Below are 25,344 nucleotides of genomic sequence, written 5' to 3'. Positions count from 1 at the left end.
TTAAGATTACTGTAAGGTAACCCTTTATGACGGCTCTCAACGACTCAGAGCGCGCTGTCCAAAACTGGACGTCTGCACGCCCCGATCGTCCGGCCCCGGTGCGCACGGCGGAGACCGCCGCAAAGCCCCCGGCGGAGACCGCCTCCAATCGCATCAGCAAGTACTACCCGGCGTGGCTGCCCTCGCGACGCTTCATCGCGGCCGTCATCGCCATCGGCGGTATGCAGCTGCTTGCGACGATGGACAGCACCGTCGCGATCGTCGCGCTCCCCAAGATCCAAAACGAGCTCAGCCTGTCCGACGCCGGCCGCAGCTGGGTGATCACCGCCTACGTGCTGACATTCGGCGGGCTGATGCTGCTCGGCGGGCGGCTCGGTGACACCATCGGGCGCAAGCGCACCTTCATCGTCGGTGTCGCCCTGTTCACCATCTCCTCCGTGCTGTGCGCCGTCGCCTGGGACGAGGCGACCATGGTCATCGCCCGGCTGTCGCAGGGCGTCGGGTCGGCCATCGCCTCGCCGACGGGCCTGGCGCTGGTGGCGACCACCTTCCCCAAGGGACCGGCGCGCAACTTCGCGACCGCGGTCTTCGCCGCGATGACGGCCGTCGGCTCGGTGATGGGCCTCGTGGTCGGGGGAGCGCTCACCGAGGTGTCGTGGCGGCTGGCGTTCCTGGTGAACGTGCCGATCGGCCTGGTGATGATGTATTTGGCCCGCACCGCGCTGCGCGAGACCAACCGCGAGCGGATGAAGCTGGACGCCACCGGCGCCATGCTGGCCACCCTGACGTGCACCGCCGCGGTGTTCGCCTTCTCGATGGGGCCGGAAAAGGGGTGGGTTTCGATCACCACCATCGGTTCGGGTGTGGTGGCGATGCTCGCCGGGCTGGGCTTCATCATCGTGGAGCGCACCGCCGAGAACCCCGTCGTGCCGTTCGATCTGTTCCGCGACCGCAACCGCCTGGTCACGTTCACCGCGATCTTCCTGGCCGGCGGGCTGATGTTCAGCCTGACCGTGTGCATCGGCCTGTACGTGCAGGACATCCTCGGCTACAGCGCGCTGCACGCCGGCGTCGGCTTCATCCCGTTCGTCATCGCGATGGGGATCGGCCTCGGCATCTCCTCGCAGCTGGTGTCGCGGTTCTCGCCGCGGGTCTTGACCATCGGCGGCGGCATCCTGCTCTTCTGGGCGATGCTCTACGGCTGGGCGTTCATGCACCGCGGCGTCGCCTACTTCCCCAACCTGGTGTTGCCGATCGTGGTCGGCGGGATCGGCATCGGCATGGCCGTCGTGCCCCTGACGCTGTCGGCCATCGCCGGTGTGGGTTTCGATCAGATCGGTCCCGTCTCCGCGGTCACGCTGATGCTGCAAAGCCTGGGTGGCCCGCTCGTGTTGGCCGTCATCCAGGCCGTGATCACTTCGCGGACACTGTATTTGGGCGGCACCACCGGCCCGGTGAAGAACATGACCGACGCGCAGCTGCAGGCGCTCGACCACGGCTATACCTACGGCCTGCTGTGGGTGGCAGGGGTGGCGGTCATCGTCGGCGGTGCGGCGCTGCTCATCGGCTACACACCCGACCAGGTCGCGCACGCGCAAGAGGTCAAGGAAGCGATGGACGCCGGGGAGCTGTAGCTCACCGCATGCGGGCACTGCGCCTGTCACGGGCGCTCTTCGCAGCACGCTAGGCTAGCCCGCTGTGATCACCCGGATGTCCCAGCTGTTTTTGCGCACGTTGCGCGACGATCCCGCCGACGCCGAAGTCGCCAGCCACAAGCTGCTGATCCGGGCCGGCTACATCCGGCCCGTCGCGCCCGGGCTGTACAGCTGGCTGCCGCTGGGCCTGCGGGTGCTGCGCCGCATCGAGGGCATCGTCCGCGAGGAGATGAATGCCATTGGCGGGCAAGAGATCCTGTTTCCCGCCCTGCTGCCCCGCGCGCCCTACGAGGCAACGAACCGGTGGACCGAATACGGCGACTCGGTGTTCCGGCTCAAAGACCGCCGCGGTAACGACTACCTGCTGGGCCCGACGCACGAGGAGTTGTTCACCCTGACGGTCAAGGGCGAATACAGCTCCTACAAAGACTTTCCGGTCCTGCTCTACCAAATCCAGAACAAGTATCGCGACGAGGCGCGGCCGCGCGCCGGCATCCTGCGCGTGCGGGAGTTCCTGATGAAGGACTCCTACTCGTTCGACGTCGACGACGCCGGGCTCAAGGCCGCCTACCACGCGCACCGCGAGGCCTATCAGCGCATCTTCGCGCGCCTGCAGGTGCGCTACGTCATCGTCTCGGCGGTCTCCGGCGCCATGGGCGGCAGCGCCTCCGAGGAGTTTCTGGCCGAAAGCCCGGTCGGCGAGGACACCTTCGTGCGCTGCCTGGAGTCCGGCTACGCGGCCAACGTCGAGGCCGTCGTCACCGCGCGCCCGGAGGCGCAGCCGATCGACGGGCTGCCCGAGGCGGTGGTCCACGACACCGGCGACACCCCGACCATCGCCACCCTGGTGGACTGGGCCAACACCGCCGACCTGGGCCGCACCGTCACCGCGGCCGACACACTGAAGAACGTCCTGCTCAAGGTGCGCGAGCCCGGTGGGGACTGGGAGCTGCTGGCCATCGGGCTGCCCGGCGACCGCGAGGTCGACGACAAGCGGCTGGGCGCGGCGCTCGAACCGGCCGAATACGCGATGCTCGACGACGCCGACTTCGCCAAGTACCCCTTTCTGGTGAAGGGATACATCGGCCCGAAAGCGTTGCGCGACAACGGTGTTCGCTACCTGGTCGATCCACGCGTGGTCGACGGCACCAGCTGGATCACCGGGGCCGACGAGCCCGGCCGGCACGTCGTCGGGCTGGTCGCCGGCCGCGATTTCACCGCCGACGGCACCATCGAGGCCGCCGAGGTGCGCGACGGGGACCCGTCGCCGGACGGCGCGGGCCCGCTGGTGTCGGCGCGCGGCATCGAGGTCGCGCACATCTTCCAGCTCGGCCGCAAATACACCGACGCCTTCACCGCCGACGTGCTCGGCGAGGACGGCAAGCCGGTGCGCCTGACCATGGGCTCCTACGGCCTGGGCGTCTCGCGGATGGTGGCCGTGATCGCCGAGCAGCACCACGACGAGCTGGGGCTGCGGTGGCCGTCGTCGGTCGCGCCCTTCGACGTCCACCTGGTGATCGCCAACAAGGACGACCGGGCCCGCACCGGGGCCACCGAGCTCGCCGGCGAGCTGGACCGGCTGGGCGTCGACGTGCTGCTCGATGACCGGCAGGCCTCGCCCGGCGTGAAGTTCAAGGATGCCGAGCTGTTGGGCGTGCCCTGGATCGTGGTGGTGGGGCGCGGCTGGGCGGACGGCGTGGTGGAACTGCGCGACCGCTTCGGCGGGCAAACCCGCGAACTGGCGACGGGGGCGTCGCTGGCCGCCGACATCGCGGCGGCGCTTGAGACGGGCTAGTCGTTGCCGCCCGGGAAGCTCGTCGTGATCGGCCAGGCGCCCAACACCCGGTTCCACCGGGCGGCCATGACCGCGCTCTGCACCAGCGCCGTCGAGGCGAACGCCCGGTCCTCGGCGGTCTCGGCGTGTTCGGCGACAACGCGCCACGCGCCGGCGCCGTCGTTCTCCATCCGCGCGGCCAGCCGCGCAGCGTCCGCCGGGCTGCCGACCACCAGGGGCAGCTGGTAGCCGGCGGCGGCCACCGGGGCGGTGACCTTGCGGGCGGTCAGCATCGCGATGACGTCGTCGCGGCGCTGCCGGTGCTGCTCGAGTGCCTCCACCACCATGCCGTTGACGCTGGGCGGCGACATGGCCGAGACGATGCCGTAGCCGTAGATCGTCGAATGTTCGATGGCCAGCGCGTCGGACAGCGCGGCGTTGTCGGCGTCCTTCCCCGAACTCATATCGACGGCCCCCCGGGCACCAGCGCCACCGTGTAGGACGCCGTGCAGGACGCGGCGATCGAGGCGAGCAGCCCGGCCCGGTAGCCGGATTCGGTGCCCACCAGGCGAGCGGCGCTGTCGGCCGAGGCGTGCAGCGCGCTGATCACGTCGACCACCGGCGGCGGGGGAGGCGGGGGGCCGGCCGGCTCGGCCTGACTCGGGCTGGGCGTTTCGCTCGACGACGGCGCGGCGAGCTTGCCGGCGGCCCGCGCGATCTCGGTGGACAGCGCGCGGGCGTGCGCGGCGCGCTGGCTCGCCACCACCGTCAGCGCGGCGGCGACCTGCGGGGGGTTCCCGACGGCCGAGGCGGCGGCACTCGCCAGCGCGCTGTCGTGGCGCGCCTGGTCCAACGGGCCCAGCAGTTGTTCGACGGGCGGGGGCTTGGGCGCGGACTTTCCGCACGCGGACACCACACCGAGCGCGGCCAAAGCGACGCCGCCGGAGAGGACGTCTCGCCGGTTGACGAACGGAACTGCGCTAGGCACAAGCACATCCTGCCACCGGTGCGTCGGCGGGCACGAAGCCAGCACGCGATCGCGCCGCCATCCGCGATTCCTGGCGTATCGTGGATAGCTGGTTCTCGCAGAGGACAGCCAGCACGTTCTCCGCCGGGACACCGGAAGCCGGACGCGAAGCCATCGCGGCGGCGACATCCGCCAGATGACCGGACAACTCAAGATGAGGAGCTCGCCGTGACCACCGGGCTACCGTCGCAGACGCAGGTGATCGAGCTACTCGATGCAGAGTTTGCGCGCGCGGGATACGAGATCGAAGACGTGGTCATCGACGCGCGCACCCGGCCCCCACGCATCACGGTGATCGCCGACGGCGACGACGGCCTCGACCTGGACACGGCCGCCACGTTGTCACGCTCGGCGTCGGCGCTGCTCGACGATCTGGACACCATCGGCGATCACTATGTGCTCGAGGTCTCCTCGCCCGGTGTGGACCGCCCCCTGACCCGCGCGAAGCACTTCCGCCGCGCCCGCGGCCGCAAGGTCGACGTCACCCTCTCCGACGGATCGACGCTGACCGGCCGCATCGGCGAGACGAACGAGGACGCCGTCGCGCTGGTGGTTCGCACCGGCCGGGACTGGTCAATCCGCGAAATCTCGCTCGGTGATGTCGTCAAAGCTGTTGTCCAGGTGGAGTTTTCGCCCCCTGCCGACGCCGAACTGGCATTGGCGAAGCGTGGGGCTGGGGAGGAGCGGCGCAGATGAACATCGACATGGCCGCACTGCATGCGATCGAGGTGGATCGGGGCATCTCGGTCAACGAGCTGCTCGAGACCATCAAGTCCGCGCTGCTCACCGCCTACCGGCACACCGAGGGCCATCAGAACGACGCGCGGATCGAGATCGACCGCAAGACCGGCGTCGTCCGGGTGATCGCCCGGGAGACCGACGAAGACGACAACGTCATCAGCGAATGGGACGACACCCCCGAGGGCTTCGGGCGCATCGCCGCCACCACCGCACGCCAGGTGATGCTGCAGCGATTCCGCGATGCCGAGAACGAGCGCACCTACGGCGAGTTCTCCACGCGTGAGGGCGAGATCGTCGCGGGCGTGATCCAGCGTGACAGCCGGGCCAACGCGCGCGGCCTGGTGGTGGTGCGGATGGGCACCGAGACGAAGGCGTCCGAGGGCGTGATCCCGGCGGCCGAACAGGTCCCCGGGGAAAGCTACGAACACGGCAACCGCGTGCGGTGTTACGTGATCGGGGTGACCCGCGGGGCCCGCGAGCCGCTGATCACGCTGTCGCGGACCCACCCCAACCTGGTCCGCAAGCTGTTCTCCCTGGAGGTGCCCGAGATCGCCGACGAGTCGGTCGAGATCGTGGCCGTGGCGCGCGAGGCCGGCCATCGCTCCAAGATCGCGGTGAAGTCGAACCTGCCCGGCCTGAACGCCAAGGGCGCCTGCATCGGCCCGATGGGGCAGCGGGTCCGCAACGTGATGAGCGAGCTCTCCGGCGAGAAGATCGACATCATCGACTACGACGAGGACCCGGCCCGGTTCGTCGCCAACGCGTTGTCGCCGGCCAAGGTGGTCTCGGTGTCGATCATCGACCAGTCCGCCCGCGCCGCCCGGGTGGTCGTCCCCGATTTCCAGTTGTCGCTGGCCATCGGCAAGGAGGGGCAGAACGCGCGGCTGGCCGCCCGGCTCACCGGCTGGCGCATCGACATCCGCGGGGACTCGCCCGGCGGGCACGCGGAGAGCGAGCCCGAACACGGCGCCACCCACGGAATGGCCCACGACCGCTAGGGCGCGCCCGCACACCCTCGGGCGGTGCTGACCATCGATCCGGTGACGCTAGACTAGCCGTGATCCAGCGTGAGCCTTCGGCCTCCGAAACCCAGAAGGGCGCACCGACACATGGGTGGACCCGTGCGGACGTGTATCGGGTGCCGAAAGCGAGAGTTGGCCGTCGAACTGCTTCGCGTGGTGGCTGTGCCGACCGGGAACGGCGAATTCGCCGTGATCGTTGACACAGGCAGTCGCCTGCCGGGGCGGGGTGCGTGGCTGCATCCCGCGCCGCCCTGCGCACAACAGGCGATCCGGCGGCGGGCTTTCACCAAGGCGCTGCGCATCACCGGTTCACCGGACACCTCCGCGGTGGTCGAGCACATAGAGTCGCTGAATGCGCCCGATCGCCCGGCAACAGAACAGGTAGCAAAGAACATGAGCACACCGTGAAGTCCCGATGACAATGTGTCATAGCTAAACCCGAGGCGCGGCCCCACGACTGTCGCCTCATAGACAGGAGATGTAGTGGCAGGTAAGGCCCGCGTACACGAGTTGGCAAAGGAACTCGGTGTCACCAGCAAGGAAGTCCTCGCCCGACTGAATGATCAGGGCGAATTCGTCAAATCCGCATCGTCGACGGTAGAAGCGCCGGTCGCTCGCCGGCTGCGCGAGTCCTTCGGGGGCGGCAAGCCCGCGGCCGAGAAGGCCCCCGCGAAGGCCGCGAAAGGCGACGCCAAGGCGGCCGCCAAGGCCCCCGACAAGTCGCTCGACGCGGCCCTCGACAACGCGATCAACAAACCCGCCGGCAACGGCGAAGCGACCGCGACGCCGGCCCAGCCCGGTGGCGCGGCGCCCGCTGCCGCCGCGCAGGCCTCCGGCGCCGCGCCGAGCGATGCCCCGGCGCGACCGGGGCCGGCCCCCGCGCGCCCGTCGGCGCCGTCCCCGGGGCAGCCGAAGCCGCCCGCTCCCGGCCAGGCGCCGCACCCCGGCATGACGCCGGGCCCGCGCCCCGGCCCCATCCCCAAGCCCCGCGCCCCGCGCGTCGGCAACAACCCGTTCTCGTCGGCGCAACCCGTCGACCGGCCCATCCCGCGCCCGGCGGCGCCGCGTCCCGGAGCGCCCCGCCCGGGCGCGCCGCGGCCCGGCGCCTCCCCGGGCAACATGCCACCCCGGCCCGCCGGCGCCGCCGGACAGGGCCGCCCGCCGCGCCCCGGCGCCCCGCGGCCCGGCGGCGGCCGGCCCGGTGGTCCCGGCGGTCGTGACGGGGGAGGCGGCAACTACCGCGGCGGTGGCGGCGGAGTCGGCGCCCCGCCCGGAGGCGGCGGCGGTTTCCGCGGCCGGCCCGGTGGCGGCGGCGGCCGTCCCGGCCAGCGCGGCGGTGCGGCCGGCGCGTTCGGCCGTCCCGGCGGCGCGCCCCGGCGTGGCCGCAAGTCGAAGCGGGCGAAGCGCGCCGAGTACGAGAACATGCAGGCCCCGGTCGTCGGCGGTGTGCGGTTGCCGCACGGCAACGGCGAGACGATCCGGCTGGCCCGCGGCGCGTCGCTCTCCGACTTCGCCGACAAGATCAACGCCAACCCGGCCTCGCTGGTGCAGGCGCTGTTCAACCTCGGTGAGATGGTGACGGCCACCCAATCGGTGGGCGACGAAACGCTCGAGCTGCTGGGCAGCGAGATGAACTACGTCGTCCAGGTCGTCAGCCCGGAGGACGAGGACCGCGAGCTGCTCGAGTCCTTCGATCTGACCTACGGCGAGGACGAAGGCACCGAGGAAGACCTGCAGACCCGCCCGCCGGTGGTGACCGTGATGGGTCACGTCGACCACGGTAAGACCCGGCTGCTGGACACCATCCGTAAGGCCAACGTGCGCGAGGCCGAGGCGGGCGGCATCACCCAGCACATCGGCGCCTACCAGGTGTCCGTCGAGCACGACGGCGACGAGCGGCCGATCACCTTCATCGACACCCCGGGTCACGAGGCGTTCACCGCCATGCGTGCCCGCGGCGCGAAGGCCACCGACATCGCGATCCTGGTGGTCGCCGCCGACGACGGCGTCATGCCGCAGACCGTGGAGGCCATCAACCACGCGCAGGCCGCCGACGTGCCCATCGTGGTGGCGGTCAACAAGATCGACGTGGAGGGCGCCGACCCGGCCAAGATCCGCGGCCAGCTCACCGAATACGGTTTGGTGGCCGAGGATTTCGGTGGCGAGACGATGTTCGTCGACATCTCCGCCAAGCAGGGCACCAACATCGACGCGCTGCTCGAGGCGGTCCTTCTGACCGCCGACGCCGCCCTGGACCTGCGGGCCAACCCCGACATGGAGGCCCAGGGTGTCGCGATCGAGGCGCACCTGGACCGCGGCCGCGGGCCGGTCGCGACCGTGCTGGTGCAGCGCGGCACGCTGCGCGTCGGCGACTCGGTGGTCGCCGGCGACGCCTACGGGCGCGTGCGCCGCATGGTCGACGAGCACGGCGACGACGTCGAAGAGGCGCTGCCGTCGCGGCCCGTGCAGGTCATCGGGTTCACGTCGGTGCCCGGCGCCGGTGACAACCTGCTGGTCGTCGACGAGGACCGCATCGCCCGCCAGATCGCCGACAAGCGCAGCGCGCGCAAGCGCAACGCGCTGGCGGCCCGCTCGCGCAAGCGGATCAGCCTGGAGGACCTGGACTCGGCGCTGAAGGAAACCAGCCAGCTGAACCTGATCCTCAAGGGCGACAACGCCGGTACGGTCGAGGCGCTCGAAGAGGCCCTGATGGGCATCCAGATCGACGACGAGGTGGCGCTGCGCGTCATCGACCGCGGCGTCGGTGGCATCACCGAAACCAACGTCAACCTGGCGTCGGCGTCGGACGCGGTGATCATCGGCTTCAACGTGCGGGCCGAGGGCAAGGCCACCGAGCTGGCCAACCGCGAGGGCGTGGAGATCCGCTACTACTCGGTGATCTACCAGGCGATCGACGAGATCGAGAAGGCCCTGCGCGGCATGCTCAAGCCGATCTACGAGGAGAACCAGCTGGGTCGCGCCGAGATCCGGGCGATCTTCCGGTCCTCCAAGGTGGGCATCATCGCCGGCTGCATGATCAGCTCCGGCGTGGTGCGGCGCAACGCCAAGGCCCGGTTGCTGCGCGACAACGTCGTGGTCACCGAGAACCTCACGATCAACTCGCTGCGACGCGAAAAGGATGATGTGACCGAGGTCCGCGAGGGCTTCGAATGCGGTATGACGCTGGGCTATTCCGACATCAAGGAAGGCGACATCATCGAGTCCTACGAGCTGGTCCAAAAGGAACGGTCGTGACCCGGCATGGCTGACCCCGCCCGGGCCCGCCGCCTGGCCAAGCGGATCAACACGATCGTCGCCTCGGCGATCGAGTTCGAGATCAAGGACCCCGGGCTCGACGGGGTCACCATCGTGGACGCGAAGGTGACCGCCGACCTGCACGACGCGACCGTGTTCTACACGGTCATGGGGCGCACGCTGGACGACGAGCCGGACTACGGCGCCGCCGCGGCCGCGCTGGAGCGGGCCAAGGGCGCGCTGCGCACCATGGTCGGGGCGGGCACCGGCGTGCGCTTCACGCCCACCCTCACGTTCACCCGCGACACCACGTCGGACAACGTGCAGCGGATGGACGAGTTGCTGGCGCGGGCCCGCGCCGCGGACGCTGATCTGGCGCGGGTTCGTTCGGGCGCCAAGCCGGCTGGGGAGGCCGATCCATACCGGGATAGCGGATCGGGCGCCGAGCCCGGCCTCGACGGGAGCATCGGTGACGACGACCAACGCGAATACTGAACTGGCCGGTGTGGGTGCACGCGTCGACGCGCCGGCCGCCGTCGACCTACTGTCGGACGCCGCCACCGTCGCGGTGATCGCCCACGTGCATCCCGACGCCGACACCATCGGCGCCGGTCTGGCGCTGGGTTTGGTGCTCGACAAGTGCGGCAAACGGGCCGAGGTCAGTTTCGCCGAGCCCACCGGCCTGCCGGAATCGCTGGCTTCGCTGCCGGGCCGCCACCTGCTGGTCAGCCCGGACGCGATGCGCCGCGACGTCGATCTGGTTGTCACCGTTGACGTTCCGAGCGTCAAGCGGCTGGGCGCGTTGAGCGAGCTGGCCGTGTCGGGCGCCGAGGTGCTGGTGATCGACCACCACGCCTCCAACGACATGTTCGGCACCGCCAATTTCGTTGATGTGTCGGCGGATTCGACGACGATGATGATCGCCGACATCCTCGACGCGTGGGGCAAGCCCATCGATCCCGACGTCGCGCACTGCATCTACGCCGGCCTGACGACCGATACCGGATCGTTCCGCTGGGCCAGCGCGCGCGCCCTTCGTCTGGCCGCCCGGCTGGTCGACGCCGGCGTGGACAACGCCGCCATCAGCCGGACCCTGATGGACACCCATCCGTTCGGATGGCTGCCGCTGCTGTCGCGCGTGCTGGCGTCGGCCCAGTTGGTGCCGGGCGCGGCCGGCGGCCGAGGGCTGGTGTATGCCGTTGTCGGCCACCAGGATTGGAGCGGCTCCCGCCCGGAGGAAGTCGAAAGCATCGTCGACATCGTGCGGACCACGCAGCAGGCCGAGGTGGCCGCGGTCTTCAAGGAGGTCGCGCCGGGGCAGTGGTCGGTATCGATGCGGGCCAAGGCCGAAGTGGACCTGGCGACGGTCGCGTCCGCATTCGGCGGCGGCGGGCACCGGCTGGCGGCCGGCTACTCGACCACCGGCCCCATCGAGGACGCCGTCGCGGCGCTGCGCACCGCGCTCGGGTGACCGAGCCGGATCGACCCGACGCCGGGGGCCGTCGGATCGCCGGCCTGGCGCTGCCCGCGCTGGGCGTGCTGGCGGCCGAACCGCTCTACCTGCTCTTCGATACCGCGGTCGTCGGCCGGCTCGGCGCCCTGAGCCTGGCCGGGCTGGCCATCGGCGGGCTCCTGCTCAGCCTGGTGGGTTCCGACCTCACCTTCCTGTCCTACGGCACGACGGCACGCTCGGCCCGCCACTTCGGCGCCGGCAACCGCTCGTCGGCGGTGATCGAGGGCGTGCAGGCGACGTGGTTGGCGCTGGGGTTGGGCGCGCTCGTCGTGATCGCCGTGCAGGCCGCGGCGGTGCCGCTGGTGTCGGTGATCGCCGGCGGCAAAGTGGGCGGGGAGGGGATCGCCGCGGCGGCGCTGCCGTGGCTGCGCATCGCGATCTTCGGCGCCCCGGCCATATTGGTGTCGCTGGCGGGGAACGGGTGGATGCGCGGCGTGCAGGACACCGTCCGCCCGCTGCGTTATGTGGTTGCCGGCTTTGGGCTTTCGGCGCTGCTGTGCCCGCTGTTGGTCTACGGCTGGCTGGGGTTGCCGCGGTTGGGGCTGGCCGGATCGGCGGTGGCCAACCTGGCGGGCCAGTGGCTGGCCGCGGTGCTGTTCGGGCGCGCGCTGCTGGCCGAGCGGGCACCGCTGCGGCTGGACCGCGCCGTGCTGCGGGCCCAACTCGTGATGGGCCGGGACCTGGTGGTGCGGACGCTGGCTTTTCAGGCCTGCTTCGTCTCGGCGGGCGCGGTCGCCGCCCGATTCGGCGCCTCGGCGCTGGCCGCGCATCAGGTCGTGCTGCAGCTGTGGGAATTCCTTGCGCTGGTGTTGGATTCGTTGGCCATAGCGGCGCAGGCCCTCGTGGGCGCCGCGCTGGGCGCCGGTGACGCCGCGCACGCGAAATCGGTGGCGCGGCGGGTGACGCTGTTCTCGGCGGCGGCCGCCGCCCTGCTGGCGGCCGTCTGCGCGGTCGGGTTTTCCGCGCTGCCCCGCCTGTTCACCGACGACCGTTCGGTGCTGGCCGCGATCGGAGTGCCGTGGTGGTTCCTGGTGGCCCAATTACCCTTTGCCGGAATTGTTTTCGCCCTGGATGGCGTGCTGCTGGGTGCGGGGGACGCCGCGTTCATGCGCACCGCCACCGTGATCAGCGCGCTGGTCGGCTTCTTGCCGTTGATCTGGCTGTCGCTGGTGTTCGGCTGGGGTCTGGCCGGCATCTGGACGGGGCTAACCACGTTCGTGCTGCTGCGGCTGGTCTTCGTTGGCGCCCGGGCGATCTCGGGCCGCTGGGCGGCCACCACGGGCCGCTAGAACGCCCAGCTGCCCGAGCGCTGCACGACGAATCCGTGGTCGCCGCTGGTGGTGTCCAGGCAGGCGACCAGGTTGTCGGCTCCCACCGCGCAGGTGACGTTGAGGTAGGTCAACTTCTGGCCCGCGGCCAACAGCTTGGCGCCCGTGGGCAGCGCGGGCGGGTTGCCGTCGCATCCGCTGTAGGACATGCGGCTCAACTGGTAGCCGGGGCCCTTGAAGTCGACGGAACCCACGACGCAATCGCCCGGCCTCGGGCGGCCCCCGGGGATGGGGACGTCGTCCATGCCCGACATGTCGCCCTTGCACTTGATGTCCTGTGAGGGTTGCGGCGCGGGCGCCGGCCCGCCGTAAAAGTCACAGACCAGCGCGTACGGGGCCGAAAAGGCGATCCGCGGCGAGGCGCCGGTGCTGAGGTAGCCCTCGGGCGGGACGGCGGTGTAGCCGTCGAGGTTGGGGAACTTCGGCGGCGGCTGGGCGGCCGCGAGGGGCGCACCGGCCGCGATCGCCGATGCCGCCAGCGCCAGGCAGGCGAGCGCCCTGCTGATTCCCACAACCGCGCGCATCACCTGATCGTATTGGGTGGCCGGAAATCGGCCCGACCGGACCGCCCGGTCAGCGAACCTGCGCCCGCCCGCGTTGCAACACGGCCTCCCGGTTGGCGGCGATGTCGTCGCCGCTGGTCCGGAACTGCCGGGCGGCCGTCGCCTCCTGCCAGAGCCCGGCGCCGGTCTGCGCGTCGTCGATGCGGTGATAGGACGCCAGCAACGCCCGCACCGCGTCCTGGTTGTTCCCCACGATCGACGCGGCGACCTGGCGCGCGGCACCCAGCAGCCGCTCGTGGGGCACCACCTCGGTCACCAGGCCGGCGCGCAGCGCGTCGGCGGCGGACAGGTAGTCGCCGGTCATGCTCATCCGCCGGGCCAGGCCGATGCCCACCTTCTGCGGTAACCGCACGCTCAGCCCCCAGGTGGGCAGCAGGCCCACCCGGGCGTGCGTGTCGGCGAAGCGGGCGTTCTCCGAGGCGATCAGGATGTCGCAGTACAGCGCCAGCTCCAGCCCGCCGGTCACCGCGGCGCCGTTGATGGCGCCGATCACCGGCTTGGTCATCGCCGGCCACCGCGGCGAGATGTCCGGCAGCGCCGTCGAGCCGCCGAGCTCCTTGAGATCGAGTCCCGCGCAGAACACCGGGTCGGCGCCGGTGACGATGACGACGTCGACGTCGTCGTCGGTTTCGGCGTCGGCCAGCGCGCGGAAGAAGCGGTCCCGCAATGCCGAGGACAGCGCGTTGCGCGATTGGGGGCGGTTCAGGGTCAGGGTGCGGACCCGTTCCTCGGTGTCGATCAGCAGGATCTCGTCGGTCATGAGTGCCACCGTAGAGATGGCTCCGCGAGCAGACGCAAAGACCCCACGACACGCCGCTCAGGAGGTGCTTTTGTGTCTGCTCGCGCGGGTAGAGGGCACCGGGCGTAGCGCTTATCGTGGGGACCATGTGCCGGAACATCACCGAACTGCGGGGTCTTCAGCCGGCGGCCACCGCGGAGGAAATCGCCGCGGCGGCCCGCCAGTACGTGCGCAAGGTCAGCGGCATCACGCACCCGTCGGCCGTCAACGCCGAAGCGTTCGAGCAGGCGGTCGCCGAGGTCACCGAGACGACGACCCGGCTGCTCGGGCGGCTGGCCCCGCGGCGTCAGCCGCCCAAGACGGTGCCGCCGTTGCGCCGGCCCGAGGTGGTGGCCCGGCTGGCGGGTGCGACGTGACGGTGACCGCCACGATGCCCGCGCTCAAAGAGTGGAGCGCCGCGGTCCACGCCCTGCTCGACGGCCGCCAGCGGGTGCTGCTGCGCAAGGGGGGCATCGGGGAGAAGCGGTTCGACCTTGCCGCTCGCGAATTCCTGTTGTTCCCGACGGTCGCGCACAGCCACGCCGAGCGGGTGCGCACCGAACATCGAGACCTGCTCGAGCCCGCCGCCGCCGACAGCACCGACGACGAGCTGGTGATCCGCGCGGCCGCGAAAGTCGTTGCGGCGGTGGCCGTGGAGCGGCCCGACGGCCTGGCGGCCATCGAGGACCTGCACATCTGGACGCCCGAGTCGGTGCGCGCCGACCGGCTCGATTTTCGCCCCAAGCACAAGCTGGCCGTGCTGGTGGTGTCGGTGAGCCCGTTGGCCGAACCGGCGCGCATCGCCCGGACGCCCGAATACGCCGGCTGCAAGAGCTGGGTGGAGCTGCCGGTGCACGCGCCGTTGGCGGCGCCGGTGCACGACGATCCCGCGCTAGACGCCGTCGCCGCCCGCGTCCGCGACGCCGTCGGCTGACAACTCCGCTGGGCCGACGGGCAACACCAGCCGGGAGCGTCCGTAGCGCACGCTGTGGGTGACCGGCGTGGCGCGCCGCGCGGTCAGCACCGGTTCGTCGCCGCCGAGGTTGTGCGCGTAGCGCGGGGACCAACTACCGGCGATCAGCACCCGGATGCGTGACCCGGCGCGGAACCGGTGGGCGATGTCGTCGAGCTCGAGGCGAACGACCTTCTCCGACTTCGTCTTCGCCGCGGTGGCCAACCGGCGGTAGGCCTCGCTCACGTTGCGCGACCGGCCCTTCGGATCGACCTCACTCACCCGCACGAACAGGTCGACGTGCGGGTTGTCGGCGCCGTGTGCGAGCTCGACGACCGGGGTTCCGTAGGCGTACAGGTCCTGGGTGAGGGTGGCGCTGGTGAACGCCAGCACGTCGGCGCGCGACGCGAGCCGGCCGTCGTCGCGGTAACCGCCGTTGGCGGACAGCATCGGGCCGCCGATGGTCGGTGTTGGATCGGCCGGGTCGTAGCGAAATGTGGCCGGGGACAGCCCTTTCAGCGTCGGGGCGGTCTCACCCAGGTAGCCACCGGGCCGCAGGTACAGCGCGCGCTCGGTGGTGACGGGCGGCCACACGGGCAGGCTGCGCCACCCTTGGCCCCGACCCACGCCGGTGACATAGACCCGGACCGGGGCGGGCCGGCGGGCGGGGGCCCCGCCAAGGTGGGTGCCCAGCCAATCCAGCGTCTCCCGGGCGCAGGTGGCGAGCCCGGTGGTGAGCAGCTGGGTGTGCGTCCACGGGCCGACGGTGAGCGCGACATCGACTCCCCGGCCGTGCAGATGCGCGTACTGCCGCAGCGTCTGCCCGATGAAGAGGTCCTGCCAGCCGCCGATGAGCAGCACGGGCACCTGAACCCGGTCCAGCGCCTCGTTGCAGCGCAACGCATTCCAGAAGGGATCGCCGGGATCGCTGTGTTCGGCCCACGATTCGAACCAGGGTGCGCCCGTGCCGAGCAGGGCCCGGGCGGCGTCGCCCAGTGGCGTCGCGGCCGCGGCCCGCGGCACCTTGCGGCGGGTCTGCAACTGGCGCAGCGCGGCGCGGGCCCGCACCGGGTCCTCCTGGTGCGCCACCATGTCGCTCCAGCCCAGGAAGTCGTTGACCGCGAACGACCCTGTGCCCCAAGTCGATTCGTTGAAGTCATGCGGTCCCACCGCGATCACCGCGGTCGCCAGTTCCGGCGGGGGATCCTGCAACAGGGCCCACTGCGTGAATCCCAGGTACGACATGCCGATGGTGGCGAAGCGGCCGGTGAACCACGGCTGCTCACGCAGCCATGCGACGGTGTCCGCGCCGTCGGCGATCTCGTCGGCCATCGGCTCGAAAACTCCGCCGGACCCGAACGTTCCGCGCACGCTCTGCAGCACCACGTGGTAGCCGCGCGCCGCGTACAGCGCACCGAATATCAGGGTGAACGGGAACCCGCGTCCGTAGGGGCTGCGGATCAGCACGGTGCCGACGGGGGTGGCGGGCGTGTAATGGTCGGCCACCAAGGCGACCCCGTCGCGCATCGGCACGCGCACGCGCTCCACGGTGTAGTCGGTGGTCGCCGGCGGCAGACCCAGCAACCGGCCAAGGGCCTTGCCGCCCAAGTGATTCACGGTGTGCAGGGTCGGCTGCGCGGGGCGGATCGAGGTGATGCTCACCCTAGAACTTGTAATACGGAGCGAGGTCGTTGGCGCGCTGCAGGTTGGTCTGCATGCAATCGACCTCGGGGTCGGAGTAGACGGTCGAGTAGTACAGCGCCTGCTGCAGCACACCGTAGCTGGTCTTGAACACGACCATGCAGGAGTAGAACCAGTAGCTGTTGTGATAGGTCGGCTTGAGCACCCAGTACTGCGCGGCGCGGTGGCCCGCGATCGTCGTCTCGACGGCGTCGGCGGGCAGCGAGGCCTCGTAGGTGCGCCAGATGATCGGCTCGACGGCCACCTGATAGTTGCCGGCGTCGAAGTGGCAGCGCAGCCCGTCCTCGTGCTCGGGCGGCGTGAATCCCAGCCCGAGGCGCTGGACGACGTCGAACGGGATGTCCTCGCACGCGTCGAACGGGCGCGGATCGGTGGTCGCCACGATCGGGCTCTTCATCGTGGTTTCCATCGGCTGGGCGGTCGACCGCAGCTCGACGGGGCGGTCGCCGCCGCCCGGCAGGGAAGGGGAGCCGGACAACACGCCCACCGTGCCCCCGATGGCCGCTGTGAGCAGCGCACCGAGCGCCCCCATCAGACGAACATTGGCGAACACGACACCCCCTGACGCCGCAGCGGTCCTTTCGGGGGAGTGTACAAGTCGCGCGCTCGAGGTCACAGGCAAAGGTGAACTTGTTCTAGTTCACCCGCCGACCGGGCGCGAAAACAGATCGCCCGGCCCGGGTCGTTAGGGTGGTTATTCGTGGCTGGGCATAGATCGGGGCAGGACTCGACCAACGGTGGGCAACCGACGCTGTGGGCGGTGTCCGACCTGCACACCGGTCACCTCGGCAACAAGCCGGTCACCGAATCGCTGCATCCGTCGTCGCCGGAGGACTGGCTGATCGTCGCCGGCGACGTCGCCGAGCGCACCGACGAGATTCGCTGGGCCCTTGACCTGCTACGACGGCGGTTCGCCAAGGTGATCTGGGTGCCCGGCAACCACGAACTGTGGACCACCACCCGCGACCCCGTGCAGGTCTTCGGCAAGGCGCGCTACGACTACCTGGTCAACATGTGCGACGAGATGGGTGTGATCACCCCGGAGCATCCGTTCCCGGTCTGGACCGAGCGCGGCGGTCCGGCCACGATCGTGCCGATGTTCCTGCTCTACGACTACAGCTTCTTGCCCGACGGGGCCACGAGCAAAGCCGAGGGGCTGACCATCGCGCGGGACCGCAACGTGGTGGCCACCGACGAGTTCCTGCTCTCCCCGGAGCCGTACCCCACCCGCGAGGCGTGGTGCCGCGAGCGTCTGGAGATCACCCGTGCCCGCCTCGAAGAGCTGGACTGGATGACGCCGACCGTTCTGGTGAACCACTTCCCGTTGGTCCGCGATCCCTGCGACGCGCTGTTCTACCCGGAGTTCTCGCTGTGGTGCGGAACCACCAAGACCGCCGACTGGCACACCCGCTACAACGCCGTCTGCTCGGTCTACGGCCACCTGCACATCCCGCGCACCACCTGGTATGACGACGTGCGCTTCGAGGAGGTGTCGGTGGGCTATCCGCGGGAGTGGCGGCGCCGCAAGCCGCCCAGCTGGCTGCGCCAGGTGCTGCCGGATCCCCAGTACGCGCCCGGTGACCTCAACGACTTCGGCGGCCACTTCGAGATCACCCCCGAGATGCGACAGCAGGCCACGCAGTTCCGGGAACGGTTGCGGCAGCGGCAATCACGATGACGGGGGAGCACACGCTGGTGTCCTCCGTGTTGCCGGCCACCGACGGCCTGGCCTACTCGGAGGTGTATTCCGATCCGCCCGATCTCGCCCCGCTGCCCGAAGAGGAGCCGTTGATCGCGAGATCGGTGGCCAAGCGGCGCAACGAGTTCATCACCGTCCGGCACTGCGCCCGCATCGCGCTGGGCGAGCTCGGCCTGCCGCCGGTGCCGATCCTCAAGGGCGAGAAGGGAGAACCCTGCTGGCCCGACGGCGTGGTCGGCAGCCTCACCCACTGCACGGGGTACCGCGGCGCGGTGGTGGGCCGCACCGACGCGCTGCGCTCGGTGGGCATCGACGCCGAACCGCACGACGTGTTGCCCGACGGCGTGCTCAACGCGATCAGCCTGCCGGCCGAACGCACCGAGATCCCCGCCCACCTGTCGGGGGATCTGCATTGGGACCGAATCCTGTTCTGCGCCAAGGAGGCGACGTATAAGGCGTGGTTCCCGCTGACCAAACGGTGGCTGGGCTTCGAGGACGCCCACATCACGTTCGAGTCCGACGGCCCCGGCGCGGCGACGGGCCGGTTCGTCTCGCGGATCCTGATCGATCCGGCGGCGCTGTCCGGTCCGCCGCTGACGGAGCTGGCGGGCCGCTGGTCGGTCGAGCGCGGGCTGGTGCTGACCGCCATCGTCCTATGAGCGGTCCGGGCATCGTCGTCGTCGACAAGCCGCCGGCGATGACCAGCCACGACGTGGTGGGCCGCTGCCGCCGGATCTTCTCCACCCGGCGGGTGGGGCACGCGGGGACCCTGGACCCGATGGCCACCGGGGTGCTGGTGATCGGCGTCGAGCGCGCCACCAAGATCCTTGGCCTGCTGTCGGCTTCTTCGAAGTCGTACGCGGCCACCATCCGCCTGGGCCAGAGCACGTCGACCGACGACGCCGAGGGCGAGCCGGTGCGCAGCGTCCCGGCGGGGCACCTGACCTCCGAGGCGATCGGGACCGCCGTCGAGGGGCTGCGGGGTGACATCGCGCAGGTGCCCTCGACGGTCAGCGCCATCAAGGTGGGCGGCAAGCGCGCCTACCGCCTGGCCCGCGAGGGCCACGCCGTCGAGCTCGAGGCCCGCCCGGTGCGCATCGACCGGTTCGACGTGCGCGGCGTCCGCCCCGGACCGCACGGCCTGGACGTGCTCGACGTCGACGTCGAGGTCGAGTGCTCGTCGGGGACCTACATCCGTGCGCTGGCCCGCGATCTGGGTGCCGCGCTGGGGGTGGGCGGGCACCTGACGGCGTTGCGCCGCACCCGGGCCGGCCGCTTCGGGCTGGACCAGGCGTATTCGCTCGACGAGCTCGCGGAGCGACCGCGGCTGAGCTACAGCCTCGACGAGGCCTGCCTGCTGATCTTCCCGCGCCGGGAGTTGTCCGCCGGGGAGGCCGACGCCGCCGCCAACGGCCGGTCCCTGCCGGCGGCCGGGATCGACGGCGTCTACGCCGCATGTGACCCCGACGGCCGGGTGATGGCGCTGTTGCGCGACGAGGGGGCGCGGACCAAGTCGGTGGTGGTGGTCCGCCCGGCGACGCTTTAGCCGCCCCGGCCGAACGGTTGGTTGGGGTCCGTTGCACACTGGAATGCCTACGGGGCGAGGGAAAGGACAACGATGTCTACCAAGCAGTCCAACAAGGTTTACGTCATCGGCGTCGGCATGACGAAGTTCGAGAAGCCGGGTCGCCGCGAGGGCTGGGACTACCCCGACATGGCGCGCGAGTCGGGGACCAACGCGCTGGCCGACGCCGGCATCGCCTACCACGAGGTGCAGCAGGGCTACGTCGGCTACGTCGCCGGGGATTCGACGTCCGGGCAGCGCGCGCTCTACGAGCTCGGCATGACGGGGATCCCGGTGGTCAACGTCAACAACAACTGCTCCACCGGGTCCACCGCGCTCTTCCTGGCCGCGCAGGCGATCCGCGGCGGCATCGTCGACTGCGCGATCGCGCTGGGTTTCGAGAAGATGCAGCCCGGTTCGCTGGGCGGCGGAGCTCAGGACCGCGAATCGCCGATGGGCAAGCACGTCAAGGCGATGGCCGCGATCGACGAGTTCGCGATGCCCGTCGCGCCGTGGATGTTCGGCGCCGCCGGCCGCGAGCATATGAAGCAATACGGTTCCACCGCAGAGCATTTCGCCAAGATCGGCTACAAGAATCACAAGCACTCGGTGAACAACCCGTTCGCCCAGTTCCAGGAGTCCTACACGCTCGAGGACATCCTGGCGGCGCGGATGATCTCCGACCCGCTGACCAAGCTGCAGTGCTCGCCGACCTCCGACGGTTCGGGCGCGGCCATCCTGGCCTCGGAGAGCTTCGTCGACAGCCACGGGCTGGCGGGCCAGGCGGTGGAGATCGTCGGTCAGGCCATGACCACCGACTTCGCGTCGACGTTCGACGGGAGCGCCAAGAACCTCATCGGCTACGACATGAATGTGCAAGCCGCACAACAGGTCTACGACCAGTCCGGGCTGGGTCCGCAGGACTTCCAGGTGATCGAACTGCACGACTGCTTCTCGGCCAACGAGCTACTGCTCTACGAGGCGCTGGGCCTGTGCGGGCCGGGTGAGGCGCCCAAGCTGATCGACAACAACGACACCACCTACGGCGGCCGCTGGGTGGTCAACCCCTCCGGTGGCCTGATCTCCAAGGGGCACCCGCTGGGCGCGACCGGGCTGGCGCAGTGCGCCGAACTGACGTGGCAGCTGCGCGGGACGGCCGAGGCGCGTCAGGTCGAGGGCGTCAGCGCCGCACTGCAACACAACATCGGACTGGGCGGCGCCGCCGTCGTCACCGCCTACCAGCGCGCCGAACGCTAAGGGCGCCATGATCGAGTGGTCCGACACCGACCTGATGGTCCGCGACGCCGTTCGGCAGTTCGTCGACAAGGAGATCCGCCCGCATCTCGACGAATTGGAAACCGGCGCGATGTCGCCCTATCCGATCGCGCGCAAGCTGTTCAGCCAGTTCGGCCTCGACGCCATGGCCGCCGAATCGGTCAAGAAGATGCTGGACCGGGAGCGCTCGGGAGAGCGTCAAAGCGACGGCGAGGCAAGCGGTTTCGGCGGCGGAGCCCAGGGATCGATGATCGCGGTGCTGGTCTCCGAGATCGCCCGGGTCAGCATCGGGTTGCTGAGCACCGCCTCGGTGAGCCTCGGTCTGGGCGCGGCGACCATCATGAGCCGCGGCACGCTGGCCCAAAAGGAGCGCTGGCTGCCCGAGCTGATGACGCTGGAAAAGATTGCCGCGTGGGCCATCACCGAGCCGGACTCGGGCTCGGACGCGTTCGGCGGCATGAAGACCTACGTCAAACGCGACGGTGCCGATTACATCCTCAACGGGCAGAAGACGTTCATCACCAACGGGCCCTGCGCCGACGTCCTGGTCGTGTACGCCAAACTCGACGAGGGCTCGACCGAAGACAAGCGCAACCGCCCGGTGCTGGTGTTCGTGCTCGACGCCGGCATGCCGGGCCTGACGCAGGGCAAGCCGTTCAAGAAGATGGGCATGATGTCCTCGCCGACCGGCGAGCTGTTCTTCGACAACGTGCGGCTGAGCCCGGATCGCCTGCTCGGCGAGAGCGAACAGCACACCGACGGCGACGGCCGCGACAGCGCGCGCGCCAACTTCGCCGCCGAGCGGATCGGGATCGCGATGATGGCCCTGGGCATCATCGACGAATGCCACCGGCTGTGCGTCGACTACGCGAAGAGCCGCACGCTGTGGGGCCGCAACATCGGGCAGTTCCAGCTGATCCAGCTCAAGCTGGCCAAGATGGAAATCGCACGAATGAACGTGCAGAACATGGTCTTTCACACCATCGAGCGCCAACAGTCCGGTAAACCCCTGACGCTGGCCGAGGCGTCGGCGATCAAGCTGTACTCGTCGGAGGCGGCGACCGAGGTGGCCATGGAGGCCGTCCAACTGTTCGGCGGCAACGGATATATGGCCGAGTACCGGGTGGAGCAGCTGGCCCGCGACGCCAAGTCGCTGATGATCTACGCCGGCAGCAACGAGGTGCAGGTCACCCACATCGCCAAGGGATTGCTGGCCGACTGAGCTACGCGGTCACCCAGATCGCCCGCGCGGCCGGGCTGCCCAGGTCGACGGTCGTCTCGTCGCCGTCGCCGGATTCGATCGCCACCGAGATCATGCCCGCGAACTCGCGGCGGGTCAGGACCCGCAGCCGGGAGTCGAGGTTGATGCCGACGTCGGTGAAGTAGCGCAGCATCTCGGGGTCGGCGTCGGAGATGCGGGCCACCGTCCCGGCGTCGCCGTCGCCGCACGCCCACAGCTGGCGCGCCGGCGGGGTGGGCACCTGCCCGTCGGTGGCGGGGATGGGGTCTCCGTGCGGATCGCGCTGCGGGAATCCCAGCTTGGCGTCGATGCGGGCCACCAGGCGATCCGACACCGCGTGCTCGAGCACCTCGGCCTCGTCGTGCACCTCGTCCCACGCGTAGCCCAGCTCGTTGACCAGGAAGGTCTCCAGCAGCCGGTGGCGGCGCACCATCTCGAGCGCCGCGCGCCGCCCGGCCTCCGTCAGCGTCACCGCGCCGTACTTCTCGTGGTCGACGAGGCCCTGCTCGGCGAGTTTGCGGATCGACTCCGAGGCCGTGCTGGCCGACACCCCGATCTTCTCGGCCAGCATCTTCGTGCTGACCTTGTCGGGGGACCACTCCTGGGCATTCCAGATCGCCTTGAGGTAGTCCTGGCCGACCGCGGTGAGACCGCCACGCTCTTCGTCAGCACTCACAACGACAAAGTTTAGGCAACCCCATCCAGATCCGGCGTGTTCCCCGCCACCCTGGCGGGTGTCGGGCCCTCTCCGATCTCCCGGCCGGGCACTCGGCGCCGTAGGCTTGCGGTCGTGCAGCGGTGGCGCGGCCAAGACGAGATTCCCACGGACTGGGGCAGGTGTGTGCTCACCATCGGTGTGTTCGATGGTGTGCATCGCGGGCACGCGGAGCTGATCGCGCATGCGGTGAAGGCGGGGCGGGCGCGCAGCGTGCCGACGGTGTTGATGACGTTCGACCCGCACCCGATGGAAGTGGTCTATCCCGGCAGCCATCCGGCCCAGTTGACGACGCTGACGCGGCGCGCCGAGCTGGTCGAGGAACTCGGCATCGACGTCTTCTTGGTGATGCCGTTCACCACCGACTTCATGAAACTCACGCCGGACCGCTACGTGCACGAGCTGCTGGTGGAGAACCTGCACGTGGTCGAGGTCGTCGTGGGGGAGAACTTCACCTTCGGCAAGAAGGCGACCGGCAACGTCGAGACCCTGCGGCGCGCCGGCGATCGATTCGGGTTCGCCGTGGAGTCGATGTCGTTGCTCTCCGAGCACCACAGCAACGAGACCGTCACGTTCTCGTCCACCTACATCCGGTCCTGCGTGGACGCCGGCGACGTGGTGGCGGCCACCGAGGCCCTGGGTCGCCCGCACCGGGTCGAGGGCGTGGTGGTGCGGGGGCACGGCCGCGGCGCCGAACTGGGCTTCCCGACCGCGAACGTGGCGCCGCCGATGTATTCGGCCATCCCGGCCGACGGCGTGTACGCCGCGTGGTTCACCGTCCTCGGCCACGGCCCGGTGACCGGCACCGTCGTGCCGGGCGAGCGTTACCAGGCCGCGGTCTCCGTCGGCACCAACCCGACCTTCTCCGGGCGCACCCGCACCGTCGAGGCGTTCGTCCTGGACACCGACGCCGACCTGTACGGGCAGCACGTGGCGCTGGATTTCGTCGGCCGCATCCGTGGGCAGCACAAGTTCGACTCCGTCGAGGAACTCATCGTCGCGATGGGCGAGGACACCGAACGGGCCCGCACCATCCTGTCGACGCAGGACTGATCCACCGCGGTTGTCAGGAAGCGACCAGGTCGTCGATCTGGTTGATGGCCGACGACGAGCCCTCGACCACCCCCATGTCGAGCACCTGTTGCAGCGCCTCGGCGGACTCGAAGGCGCTCACGTAGGTCGCGCGAGTGCCGCCGCCGTGCTCGGTGAAGGTGTAGACGTTCCTCGAGACCGGCAGTCCGGGGTTCGGGTTGAAGTCCAGGTCGGCGAAGCCGTCGAGGAACGAGAAGCTCGTCGGCTCGTCGACGGCCGTGATCTCCCAATATCCGGCGTATTTCTCGCCGTCCGGACCGGTCATGAAGTACGTCGTGCGACCTCCGGGCGTCAGGCTGTGGTCGACGACGGTCGCCGGATGGGACGGCGGCCCCCACACCTTCTCCAGTTGACGCGGGTCGGCGTAGACCTGCCAGATCCGGTGCACCGGCGCGGCGAAGTCCGCGGTGATGGTCAGCGTCAGGTTGTCGGGATCGTGCTCGACGCCGGTCACGGGCATGGTTCAGTCCTCCTTGGTTGAGTCGGATGAGATGAGTTCGTCGATGCGTGCGATCCGGTCGCGCCAGAGGAGTTCCAACTCGGCGAGCATCGACGCCACCGACCGCACGGCCGTCACGTCACCGCTGGCCAGCTGCTCGCGACCGCTGCGTCGTTTGGTGACCAGGCCGGCCTTCTCGAGCACGACGACGTGCTTCTGCACCGCGGCGAAGCTCATGTCGTACTTGCGGGCGAGCGTGGAAACCGAGTGTTCCCCGGCCAGCGTCCGTCGCATGATGTCGCGCCGGGTTCGGTCGGCGAGCGCGTGGAACACGGCGTCCACCCGGTCCTCTTCGTCCACGTTCACCCGGCCAACATACAACCAAATGGTTGTATGTTGTCAAGTGTGCGGCGCTGGCCTGCGATTTCGGCGAACATCGCGGCCGCTGATAGACTCGCCCCCCGATACGGAGTGTGCTGCAGTCCGCGGCGGCCACGACCGAAATTTTCGCGGCACCGATTGATGGAGATAGTTCGTGGCGCTGACAGCCGAGCAGAAAAAAGAAATCCTGGGCACCTACGGCCTGCATGACACCGACACCGGTTCCCCGGAGGCGCAGGTCGCGCTGCTGACCAAGCGGATCGCCGACCTGACCGAGCACCTCAAGGTGCACAAGCACGACCACCACTCGCGGCGCGGCCTGTTGCTGCTGGTCGGGCGCCGGCGCCGGCTGCTCAAATACGTCGCCCAGATCGACGTGGAGCGCTACCGCTCGCTGGTCGAGCGCCTCGGCCTGCGCCGCTGACGCCGCCGTCGCCGGGGCTATGACGCCCGCCCGATCCCGCGCGATGCTGGCGGGGCGGGCCCGCCCGTGTAGAGTAAGGACGTTCTGGGCCGGTTCGGCCCGAGCAAAACGGTGCGGCCACGCAGATCCGCGTGCGCCGTTCCAGCGTGTCACTACGCACCTTCGAGGGAGCAGCCCAGTCTGCATCGGGCGGTCTTCGGTAGTGG

27 protein-coding genes are annotated in these 25,344 nt (G+C 70.0%); 18 read left to right on the top strand and 9 right to left on the bottom strand.

The window, feature by feature from the left end:
* Positions 1 to 26 precede the first annotated feature (26 nt).
* Together W7S_RS17585 and W7S_RS17580 are read left to right on the top strand one after the other, a co-directional pair.
* Complete coding sequence (locus tag W7S_RS17585; protein WP_026071284.1) at positions 27 to 1,634, top strand: MFS transporter; 1,608 nt, start codon at positions 27 to 29, stop codon at positions 1,632 to 1,634.
* A 64-nt stretch (positions 1,635 to 1,698) separates the two neighbouring features.
* Entirely contained in the window at positions 1,699 to 3,450 is a 1,752-nt protein-coding gene (locus W7S_RS17580; RefSeq protein ID WP_014712061.1) for a proline--tRNA ligase, read from the top strand.
* Here W7S_RS17580 and W7S_RS17575 read toward each other — a convergent pair.
* Both W7S_RS17575 and W7S_RS17570 read right to left on the bottom strand, forming a co-directional pair.
* Positions 3,447 to 3,893: a ferritin-like domain-containing protein gene (locus W7S_RS17575; protein ID WP_008258734.1), complete on the bottom strand. Its 447-nt coding sequence runs from the start codon at positions 3,891 to 3,893 to the stop codon at positions 3,447 to 3,449. The two genes, W7S_RS17580 and W7S_RS17575, sit on opposite strands and share 4 nt — an antisense overlap.
* Positions 3,890 to 4,417, bottom strand: coding sequence for a hypothetical protein (locus W7S_RS17570; protein ID WP_041297941.1), 528 nt, complete (start codon positions 4,415 to 4,417; stop codon positions 3,890 to 3,892). The genes W7S_RS17575 and W7S_RS17570 overlap by 4 nt, the downstream gene beginning before the upstream one ends.
* A 207-nt stretch (positions 4,418 to 4,624) precedes the next feature.
* Between W7S_RS17570 and rimP the strand changes: the two genes are divergently transcribed.
* The 7 genes from rimP (at position 4,625) to W7S_RS17535 (ending at position 12,276) form a co-directional block, all read left to right on the top strand.
* On the top strand, positions 4,625 to 5,152 hold the full coding sequence (rimP, locus tag W7S_RS17565) for a ribosome maturation factor RimP (RefSeq protein ID WP_014712059.1): 528 nt from the start codon (positions 4,625 to 4,627) through the stop codon (positions 5,150 to 5,152).
* Positions 5,149 to 6,195: a transcription termination factor NusA gene (gene nusA, locus W7S_RS17560; RefSeq protein ID WP_008258725.1), complete on the top strand. Its 1,047-nt coding sequence runs from the start codon at positions 5,149 to 5,151 to the stop codon at positions 6,193 to 6,195. Before rimP ends, nusA begins: the two co-directional genes overlap by 4 nt.
* A gap of 156 nt (positions 6,196 to 6,351) precedes the next feature.
* Entirely contained in the window at positions 6,352 to 6,627 is a 276-nt protein-coding gene (locus tag W7S_RS17555; protein WP_014712058.1) for a YlxR family protein, read from the top strand.
* A gap of 75 nt (positions 6,628 to 6,702) precedes the next feature.
* Positions 6,703 to 9,474 (top strand): translation initiation factor IF-2, encoded by a 2,772-nt coding sequence (gene infB, locus W7S_RS17550; protein ID WP_041297939.1) that lies wholly within the window; start codon positions 6,703 to 6,705, stop codon positions 9,472 to 9,474.
* A 6-nt stretch (positions 9,475 to 9,480) separates the two neighbouring features.
* Entirely contained in the window at positions 9,481 to 9,969 is a 489-nt protein-coding gene (rbfA, locus tag W7S_RS17545; RefSeq protein WP_008258717.1) for a 30S ribosome-binding factor RbfA, read from the top strand.
* Positions 9,944 to 10,945 (top strand): bifunctional oligoribonuclease/PAP phosphatase NrnA, encoded by a 1,002-nt coding sequence (locus tag W7S_RS17540; RefSeq protein ID WP_170320576.1) that lies wholly within the window; start codon positions 9,944 to 9,946, stop codon positions 10,943 to 10,945. The genes rbfA and W7S_RS17540 overlap by 26 nt, the downstream gene beginning before the upstream one ends.
* Positions 10,942 to 12,276 (top strand): MATE family efflux transporter, encoded by a 1,335-nt coding sequence (locus tag W7S_RS17535; RefSeq protein WP_008258712.1) that lies wholly within the window; start codon positions 10,942 to 10,944, stop codon positions 12,274 to 12,276. The genes W7S_RS17540 and W7S_RS17535 overlap by 4 nt, the downstream gene beginning before the upstream one ends.
* Here W7S_RS17535 and W7S_RS17530 read toward each other — a convergent pair.
* Positions 12,273 to 12,839 carry a hypothetical protein gene (locus W7S_RS17530; protein WP_008258707.1) on the bottom strand — a complete coding sequence of 189 codons (567 nt, stop codon included), beginning with the start codon at positions 12,837 to 12,839 and terminating at the stop codon, positions 12,273 to 12,275. The two genes, W7S_RS17535 and W7S_RS17530, sit on opposite strands and share 4 nt — an antisense overlap.
* 49 nt (positions 12,840 to 12,888) lie before the next feature.
* Positions 12,889 to 13,638: an enoyl-CoA hydratase gene (locus W7S_RS17525; protein WP_014712057.1), complete on the bottom strand. Its 750-nt coding sequence runs from the start codon at positions 13,636 to 13,638 to the stop codon at positions 12,889 to 12,891.
* Positions 13,639 to 13,763: 125 nt separating this feature from the next.
* On the opposite strand from W7S_RS17525, the gene W7S_RS17520 reads away from it, so the two are divergent.
* Complete coding sequence (locus tag W7S_RS17520) at positions 13,764 to 14,033, top strand: DUF2277 domain-containing protein (protein WP_008258698.1); 270 nt, start codon at positions 13,764 to 13,766, stop codon at positions 14,031 to 14,033.
* A gap of 14 nt (positions 14,034 to 14,047) precedes the next feature.
* A complete protein-coding gene (locus W7S_RS17515; RefSeq protein WP_168160334.1) occupies positions 14,048 to 14,590 on the top strand; it encodes a DUF1802 family protein in 543 nt (180 codons plus the stop codon).
* On the opposite strand, the gene W7S_RS17510 is transcribed toward W7S_RS17515, so the two are convergent.
* Positions 14,549 to 16,270, bottom strand: a complete 1,722-nt coding sequence (locus W7S_RS17510) for a CocE/NonD family hydrolase (RefSeq protein WP_014712055.1) — start codon at positions 16,268 to 16,270, stop codon at positions 14,549 to 14,551. The genes W7S_RS17515 and W7S_RS17510 overlap by 42 nt on opposite strands.
* Position 16,271: 1 nt before the next feature.
* The gene (locus W7S_RS17505; protein ID WP_014380652.1) at positions 16,272 to 16,862 is read right to left on the bottom strand and encodes a hypothetical protein; all 591 of its coding nucleotides are present in this window, start codon (positions 16,860 to 16,862) and stop codon (positions 16,272 to 16,274) included.
* Between the two features lie 147 nt (positions 16,863 to 17,009).
* Here W7S_RS17505 and W7S_RS17500 point away from each other — a divergent pair, with 147 nt between their 5' ends.
* From W7S_RS17500 to W7S_RS17480, 5 genes are all read left to right on the top strand, one after another.
* Complete coding sequence (locus W7S_RS17500) at positions 17,010 to 17,987, top strand: metallophosphoesterase (RefSeq protein ID WP_041297937.1); 978 nt, start codon at positions 17,010 to 17,012, stop codon at positions 17,985 to 17,987.
* On the top strand, positions 17,984 to 18,667 hold the full coding sequence (locus W7S_RS17495; protein ID WP_008258687.1) for a 4'-phosphopantetheinyl transferase: 684 nt from the start codon (positions 17,984 to 17,986) through the stop codon (positions 18,665 to 18,667). The genes W7S_RS17500 and W7S_RS17495 overlap by 4 nt, the downstream gene beginning before the upstream one ends.
* Positions 18,664 to 19,554: a tRNA pseudouridine(55) synthase TruB gene (gene truB / locus W7S_RS17490; RefSeq protein WP_014712053.1), complete on the top strand. Its 891-nt coding sequence runs from the start codon at positions 18,664 to 18,666 to the stop codon at positions 19,552 to 19,554. Before W7S_RS17495 ends, truB begins: the two co-directional genes overlap by 4 nt.
* 72 nt (positions 19,555 to 19,626) lie before the next feature.
* Positions 19,627 to 20,829 carry a lipid-transfer protein gene (locus W7S_RS17485; RefSeq protein ID WP_008258684.1) on the top strand — a complete coding sequence of 401 codons (1,203 nt, stop codon included), beginning with the start codon at positions 19,627 to 19,629 and terminating at the stop codon, positions 20,827 to 20,829.
* Between the two features lie 7 nt (positions 20,830 to 20,836).
* Positions 20,837 to 22,069 carry an acyl-CoA dehydrogenase family protein gene (locus tag W7S_RS17480; RefSeq protein WP_008258674.1) on the top strand — a complete coding sequence of 411 codons (1,233 nt, stop codon included), beginning with the start codon at positions 20,837 to 20,839 and terminating at the stop codon, positions 22,067 to 22,069.
* A 1-nt stretch (position 22,070) separates the two neighbouring features.
* On the opposite strand, the gene mntR is transcribed toward W7S_RS17480, so the two are convergent.
* On the bottom strand, positions 22,071 to 22,763 hold the full coding sequence (gene mntR / locus W7S_RS17475; RefSeq protein ID WP_008258671.1) for a manganese-binding transcriptional regulator MntR: 693 nt from the start codon (positions 22,761 to 22,763) through the stop codon (positions 22,071 to 22,073).
* 114 nt (positions 22,764 to 22,877) lie between these two features.
* On the opposite strand from mntR, the gene W7S_RS17470 reads away from it, so the two are divergent.
* Positions 22,878 to 23,855, top strand: coding sequence for a bifunctional riboflavin kinase/FAD synthetase (locus W7S_RS17470; RefSeq protein WP_014712052.1), 978 nt, complete (start codon positions 22,878 to 22,880; stop codon positions 23,853 to 23,855).
* 13 nt (positions 23,856 to 23,868) lie between these two features.
* On the opposite strand, the gene W7S_RS17465 is transcribed toward W7S_RS17470, so the two are convergent.
* Entirely contained in the window at positions 23,869 to 24,354 is a 486-nt protein-coding gene (locus W7S_RS17465) for an SRPBCC domain-containing protein (protein WP_008258667.1), read from the bottom strand.
* Between the two features lie 3 nt (positions 24,355 to 24,357).
* The gene (locus W7S_RS17460; RefSeq protein ID WP_008258665.1) at positions 24,358 to 24,699 is read right to left on the bottom strand and encodes a helix-turn-helix transcriptional regulator; all 342 of its coding nucleotides are present in this window, start codon (positions 24,697 to 24,699) and stop codon (positions 24,358 to 24,360) included.
* Between the two features lie 169 nt (positions 24,700 to 24,868).
* On the opposite strand from W7S_RS17460, the gene rpsO reads away from it, so the two are divergent.
* Complete coding sequence (rpsO, locus tag W7S_RS17455; protein ID WP_003878661.1) at positions 24,869 to 25,138, top strand: 30S ribosomal protein S15; 270 nt, start codon at positions 24,869 to 24,871, stop codon at positions 25,136 to 25,138.
* The last annotated feature ends 206 nt before the right edge of the window (positions 25,139 to 25,344 follow it).

Source organism: Mycobacterium sp. MOTT36Y (assembly GCF_000262165.1).
GTDB classification, from domain to species: domain Bacteria; phylum Actinomycetota; class Actinomycetes; order Mycobacteriales; family Mycobacteriaceae; genus Mycobacterium; species Mycobacterium intracellulare.
The sequence above is the reverse complement of the archived record's forward strand: the minus strand, read 5'-3'. Positions and strand labels throughout refer to the sequence as shown.